This is a genomic window from Accumulibacter sp., assembly GCF_016789985.1.
Classification (GTDB): Bacteria; Pseudomonadota; Gammaproteobacteria; order Burkholderiales; family Rhodocyclaceae; genus Accumulibacter.
The window spans coordinates 1-6659 of sequence record NZ_JAEUOL010000025.1 but is presented as its reverse complement, the minus strand read 5'-3'; the positions used below and the strand labels follow the sequence as shown (position 1 = coordinate 6659).

Annotated in this window: 5 protein-coding genes; 1 reads left to right on the top strand and 4 read right to left on the bottom strand. The window is 64.8% G+C overall.

The features are described from left to right. On the top strand, nt 1-1011 hold a 1011-nt coding region (locus JNK99_RS01390), incomplete at its 5' end, for a DnaJ C-terminal domain-containing protein (protein WP_291847544.1). Between the two features lie 7 nt (nt 1012-1018). On the opposite strand, the gene JNK99_RS01385 is transcribed toward JNK99_RS01390, so the two are convergent. The 4 genes from JNK99_RS01385 to JNK99_RS01370 form a co-directional block, all read right to left on the bottom strand. Beyond that, nucleotides 1019-2119, bottom strand: coding sequence for a VanZ family protein (locus tag JNK99_RS01385; protein ID WP_291847541.1), 1101 nt, complete (start codon nt 2117-2119; stop codon nt 1019-1021). 124 nt (nt 2120-2243) lie between these two features. Further along, nucleotides 2244-3746, bottom strand: a complete 1503-nt coding sequence (locus JNK99_RS01380; protein ID WP_291847538.1) for a sodium:solute symporter family protein — start codon at nt 3744-3746, stop codon at nt 2244-2246. 246 nt (nt 3747-3992) lie between these two features. Continuing rightward, entirely contained in the window at nt 3993-5366 is a 1374-nt protein-coding gene (locus tag JNK99_RS01375) for a carbonic anhydrase family protein (RefSeq protein WP_291847535.1), read from the bottom strand. Between the two features lie 185 nt (nt 5367-5551). After that, nucleotides 5552-6659: cation acetate symporter (locus tag JNK99_RS01370; protein ID WP_291847532.1), on the bottom strand; the 1108-nt coding region annotated here is incomplete at its 5' end.

Below are 6659 nucleotides of genomic sequence, written 5' to 3'. Positions count from 1 at the left end.
GTGCTTGGCGTAGACCGGGAGGCGTCGCGCGAGGAAGTCAAGCGGGCGTACCGACGGCTGGCCATGCTCTGGCATCCCGACCGCAACCCCTCGCCGGCGGCCGGCCGCGAGTTCAAGCGCGTGCACGCGGCCTATGAACTGTTGCTCGACCCGCAGCGCCTCACTGCCTGGCGGGAGGCGGCGGAAGCCGCGGCGCAAGGGCAAGGAACTGCGGCTGAATCGGTCGCCGACGACCTGGTACAAGCCCTGACGCTGAGCCTCGAGGAGGCGGCAGCGGGGTGCCGCAGGAACGTCGAGCTGCTGCATAGCGTTCACTGCCGTCATTGCGCCGGCAGTGGTCGCCTGCGACACAATCACTCGGTGCCCTGCCCTGCCTGTAGCGGCTGCGGTCGGGTATCGCGTCAGGGTGGCCGGACCAGCCGCTGTGAAACCTGTGCCGGGCGTGGCTACCTGCGCGAGACCGATTGTCCGGCTTGTGCCGGCAGCGGCTGGCGGCAGGAGTCGCGCATGTTGGCGGTGACCGTGCCGCCGGGCTTGCTGAATGGCGAGCGACTGCGTCTGGCCCGGCAGGCGCCACTACCACCGGGGGCCGAGAACGCCATTGCCGGCGACCTGTATCTGGAGATAAGCCTGGCTGTGCATGAACTCTTCGTTCTGCAGGGGCGCGATCTCCATTGCCAGGTACCGGTGAGCATCTTCCGGCGGCTTGCCGGCGGATCTGTGGAGGTGCCGACGCTGCGTGGCAGCACCCTGCTGGAACTCCCTCCCTGTGCCCAGCAGCCTGGCGAGCATCGTTTGCCCGGTTACGGCTTTCCCGGCAAGCGAGAGCAGGCGGCCGGCGATCTGGTGGTGCATCTGCAAAGTGTTGACCCGCAGGGGCTTGCCCGGGAAGACGTCGCTCTGCTCGAAGGTCTCGAAGAACGGCTGGACGCCGATCTCGATCAGCGCGCACCCCGGCTGGCACGGTGGCAGGCGCAGATGCGGGCGCGCCGAAATCCTGCCGGCGCCTGACCCGGATTCACAGGCGTCGCCCCACTGCCGTCAGGTAGGGCAGGGCGAGGAAGGGCCAGAAACTCGCCATCCAGCGTGTCAGTCCGTTGAAATTGAGGAAATGTCCTTGTCGCCAGGCCGCCAGAGCCGCTTCCGAGTAGGGATTGGCGGGCGTCAGGTTGACCAGTGCCGTGCCGGCCATCAGGGCAACTCCCGCCAGGGCGACACGGATCGGTGCCGGCAGCAGGAGGGCCAGAACAAGCAGCGCACCACCCAGCAGCAGGCCGACCTCGGCGCCGGGGGTCAGCCAGGCAAGCGCGTCCTGCGGCGCAACGAGGACGGCGGCGGACAGCGTTCTGATCGCCAGCGCCAGGATGAAGAAGGCGATCAGGACCAGGTGCGGCGCGGCGCGGTCGGCAAGCAGGCTGCGTGCCAGCAGGCCGATGACCACGGTATTGCAGCCGATGACTGCGGCTTCGAGTACAAAGAACGAGTGCGCCGCGTAGGGTACCGCCGGCGTCAGTTCGAGTACGTTGCGCAGGTCGCCGGTGGTGAAGAGCAGGGTTTCCGGTGACGATTGGGTCAGCAGCCAGATGCCGAGCAGGACCAGGCCCAGGTCGGCATGCTCGATGGGTGCCAGCAGGTCCTGTTGCAGGCGGGCGATCCGGCGCAGGATGTGCTTGCCGTTCCATGCCGCGAGCAGCGCGCCGCTCATGTTGCCCAAGGTATTGCACGCCAGGTCGAGGTTCGACGGCACACGCGCCGGCAGCCAGTTCTGGAGGCATTCGAGGCTCAGACTCAGCAGGCTGCCGAGGAGCACGGCGACCACTGCCGCCACCCAGCGACCACCTGGCAGATGGCGCAGCGCCAGGGTCAGGAAGAAACCGAGCGGCAGGTAGGCAAGAACGTTGACCGTCAGGTCGAAGCCCGTCCAGTAGCGTGGCCAGCCGGCGGTGAGGAACTCGAACGGTGCGACCCCCAGGTGACGCCAGTTGATGAAGGGGTAGAGGCTGGCGTAGCTGATCAGTACCAGGTAGGCGAGCGCCAGATAGAGTGGCAGCCGGGTCGGCCGCGGCTGTCCTGCGGGAGAGGCGTCCGCCGAGGTCGGTGGCAGCGGGTCATGCTCCATCAGCGGGCCGCCAAGCGTCGAAAGCGGCAATTCTAACGCTTTACGTGGCGGCGGCGCAGGACGGATCGGATGCCACCAAGCCAGGCGGCAGATGGCCGCCTGGCCGGAAGAAGCGCGCTGCGACTCACTTCCGTCCCTGTTGGTGGTGCACAGGCGCGGCATGATGGGTCTGCGCCGCCGCGCGATGGTGCATCCTCGCATGCAGGTCGACTGCCGGAGTCGGCTGGCCGACCCGTTGCGTCAGCAGCGATCCGGCGATCATGCCGAACACGCTGAGCGCGAGTCCGATCAGTTGTGGCGGGACCAGCGGTTCGTCAAGCAGCACTTCGACCAGCAGCCATGAGGCCAATCCACCGAGAATCGCCGCGAGCGCTCCCTGGGTGGTGGCACGTTTCCAGTATGCGCCGAAGAAAAGTGGCACGAAGGCACCGGCGAGCGTCACCTTGTAGGCATTCTCGACCATCTTGAAGATCGAAGCCTCGGAGTTGAGGGCAAAGACCAACACGATGGCCGTGAAACAGACCAGAGTCAGACGCATGACGCGCAGGAAGGCGTGGTCACCGAGTGCAGGGAAAAAGTTGCGCACGATGTTTTCCGAGAATGCGACCGACGGCGCGAGCAGGGTGGCCGACGAGCAACTCATGATCGCCGAGAGGACCGCGCCGAAAAAGATGGCCTGGGCGAATACCGGCGTATGCTCGAGGACCAGGGTGGGCAGCACCAGTTGCGGATCGGCTTCGATCAGGCCGTTGAACTGTTCCGGGTCGAGCAGCGTTGCCGAGTAGGCGATGAACATCGGCACGAAGGTGAAGCAGAAGTACAGAGCTCCGCCAAGCAGCGACGCGTAAATGGCGATCCTGGCCGTTTTCGCCGAAGTGACGCGCTGGAAGACGTCCTGTTGCGGGATCGATCCGAGCATCATGGTGAGCCAGGCGCCAATGAAGGCCAGCCACTCGATCGCACTGCCGGAAGGGAAGAAATCGAGCTTGCCGGCGGTCGCCGCATGGCCGATGACGACTTCGAGGCCGCCGCTCATGCTCGAGATCAGGTGGCCGATGTAGAGCATGCCGCCCATTACCATGCCGATCTGCACGAAGTCGAGAATGGCGACCGACAGCATGCCGCCGAAGGTGGTATAGGTGAGGACGATCAGTGCCCCGAGGATCATGCCGGCGGTGGCCGGTATGGTGCCGTTGGTGACGACACTGAAGACCAGTCCCAGCGCCTTGATCTGTGCCGATACCCAGCCGAGGTAGGAGGCGACGATGCACACCGTGGTCAGCACCTCGACCGTGCGGTTGTAGCGCATGCGGAAGAAGTCGCCAAGCGTCAGGATGTTCAGCTTGTAGAGCGTCGTGCCGTAGAAGACGCCGGCGATGACCAGGCAGAGGCTGGCGCCGAACGGGTCGGCAACGACGCCGCGCAGGCCGTCCTTGACGAAGGTCGCCGAAACTCCGAACACCGCTTCGGCACCGAACCAGGTGGCGAATACGGTGGCGGTGACCACCGGCAGCGGCAGGCGGCGGCCGGCGACTGCGAAATCCTTGGTGTTGTGTACCCGGGTCGCGGCATAGAGCCCGATCGCGATCGACACCAGCAGGTAAATGACGACGAACCAGATCAGCATCTTGGATCTCCGGCGGTGCATGTCCTTCGAACGGCGCCCCGCTGGCAGCCGATCCCCCATCGGCTGCCAGCGGGTATGCCTCCTTCCCGGCGGTGGCTCGGCTGGAGGCGCGGTGCTGGATTCCCATTAACGAGTTGCGCGGCGTATTATGCCAAAAAGATGGCGCCTGGGCGGTCGGTTTCAGGCTTGGCGTGCAGCGCGCTGATCCGGCAGGTGGTGTCGGGGCATCCCCCGTGTCGTGTGGTTTCAGCGTGACTCCTTGATCATCCGGCCGAAGCTCGGCTGAATCGGTCGCGCGTTGTGCCGGTAAAGGCGCGTGAAGATGGCCAGTTGCTCGGGCGAGATTTGCTGCGGTTGCTTGAGCACCAGCCAGAGCACCCCTTCGCTGCACGGTGGAGTGGTCAGCGAGCCCATGTAGGTGTAGTAACTCTTGTCCGCTGGCAGCAATTGGCCGAGATCGATGCTCAGTCCCGGCGGTGTCACATATTCGTTCTTCTCCAGCGGAAGGTTGTTCCATACGGTCTGGATCAGCGGGTGTTCGACTCCTTTCTCCAGAAGAACAGCGACCACGGCAAGCCGGCCATCCTCCGAGCGGTGTACCAGATGAGCCACCATGTCGAAGGATTTGCCGTTCACCCGCTCTTCCGACGGTCGGTGAAAGTGGAACTGGACGAGCTCGTAGTTCTTGCCGAGCAGACTGATGCTGCTGCCGCTGACCTCGACCTGTATGGTGTGACCGTTGTCGACGACACGGAATTGCGATGGCCGGTAGACGAACTGGACCGGTTCGAGGTCAACCCGGAAACCGTCACGAATGTCGATGGGTGATTGCCGCTTGCCGCTCGCGCAGGTGGCGTACTCGGGCCGCAGCCGGCCCCAGTTGTCGGGGCCGCCCTCGGCCTCGTAGGACCAGTGGAACTCCGCGTGCGCCTGGGGTGCGGCGGGCGGTTCGGCGTGGCCCATCGCATGCGGTCTGGCCTCGCGGCGTGGGGCTGCCAGGGCGCCTATCATCGGCGCTGGCGCGCTCGCCACGGTGCGCCCGACCGGGGCAAACGGGGTTGCTCGCTTGCTTTCCGGTTCGGCTTTCTCGGCAGGCGGGGCTTGCAGGTTGGCGCGCTTGACCTCTTTCTGGAGCAGCGCCTCGTTGGCCTTGCGCAACTCGCCGCTTGCCTCATTCACCTTGTCGGCGGTGCGGCGAGCAGCCGTTGCCGCCTCTCCCACGGCTTTCGGTCGGCAAACCTCGCGCAGCAGCTTGTCGTCGAGCATGCCCGAACGGACCGGCATCTCGACCTGCACCTTGACCTCCTCCTCGCGGAGTAACTGGCCTTCTTCCTTGAAATAGCTGCGTTTGAGCGTGCTGTAACTGCGCGCCGTGCAGTCATAGCTGCTCAAGGCCTGGACGATCCGGTAGGCCGAAGAGGTTTTCGGATCGATGATCGGTTTTTCGAGGATGATTCGACCGAGGGCCACGGTCTTGCCGCGCTCGTCCCTGGTGATGCTGCTGCGATCGATCTCGACGCGTTTGCCGGGTTCGGCAGAGATGACCTGCCACGCCGCCGATGCCGTGGTCGACATGAGGGCGATCAGACAGCCGGCGAGAAGCCTGAGATTTGCATGCATGCCGTGACTCCGCTGGTTCGTTCTGCTCATCACTTCGTTCACGGCGAGTTCGGCGGAGACTTTAGCGCCCTGGACAGATGCCCGCCAAAGCAGGCCGCGCGTCGAGTCGCGGCGGTCGCGGCCGGTGGACGAAAAAAGCCCCGGCGGGCTGTTGCTCCGCCAGGGCCTGTTGCTGGAAGAACGGATCAGTGACTGGCGCCGGAAGCCCCGAAACCGGTCTGCGCACGCACGTACTGGTCTTCGAACGCTTCCTTCTCGAGCTTGGACCGGGGTCCGGTGTCGCTCTTCGAGAAGATGTAGGCGAAGATGAAGGCGATCGGCATGGCGAACAGCGCCGGTTGCGTGTAGGGGAACAAGGCTGCCTTGTTGCCCAGCACGTCAACCCACACCGACTTCGAGAAGAGCACGAAGAGAACGGCCGAGATGACGCCGCCATAGCCACCCCAGAGCGCTCCGCGTGTCGTCAGACCCTTCCAGTACATGGACAGGATGAGGACCGGGAAGTTGGCTGCGGCAGCGACACCGAAGGCCAGGCCGACCATGAACGCGATGTTCATCTTCTCGAACGCGATGCCGAGCACGATGGCCAGCATGCCGAGGCCGATGGTCGCATAGCGCGAGACGCGGATCTCCTCCTTTTCGGTCGCCTGTCCCTTGCGGATGACGCGCGCGTAGATGTCGTGCGAGATCGCCGAGGCGCCGGCCAGTGCCAGACCCGAGACGACTGCCAGGATGGTCGCGAAGGCCACTGCTGCCAGGAAGCCGAGCAGCATGTTGCCGCCGACCGCCCTGGCCAGGTGCATGGCGACCATGTTGCCGCCACCGATCAGTTTGCCGCCGACGACGCCACCCTCGAAGAACTCGGGGTTCTGACCGACGATGATGATCGAGCAGAGGCCCATCAGGAAGATGACGTTGAAGAAGAAGCCGACGAAGCCGGAAGCATAGAGCACCGATTTGCGGGCTTCCTTGGCGTTGCCGACGGTGAAGAAGCGCATCAGGATGTGCGGCAGACCGGCGGTACCGAACATCAGGCCGAGACCGAGCGAGATCGCGGTGATCGGGTCGGCGAGCAGGGCGCCCGGGGCCATCAGCTTGGCACCCAGTTTGTGGACCGCTTCGGCCTTCTGCAGCACGTCGGTCAGTGAAAAACCGAACTGGACGTAGGCCAAGAGCAGCGTCAGCGTGCCACCGAAGAGCAGCATGCAGGCCTTGATGATCTGCACCCAGGTCGTTGCGACCATGCCGCCGAGCGTCACGTAAACCATCATCAGGATGCCGACGACGAAGATC

Coding starts and splice junctions, on each gene's coding strand:
- JNK99_RS01385 (WP_291847541.1), bottom strand. CDS start 2,119: ATGGAGCATGACCCGCTGCCACCGACCTCGGCGGACGCCTCTCCCGCA.
- JNK99_RS01380 (WP_291847538.1), bottom strand. CDS start 3,746: ATGCTGATCTGGTTCGTCGTCATTTACCTGCTGGTGTCGATCGCGATC.
- JNK99_RS01375 (WP_291847535.1), bottom strand. CDS start 5,366: ATGCATGCAAATCTCAGGCTTCTCGCCGGCTGTCTGATCGCCCTCATG.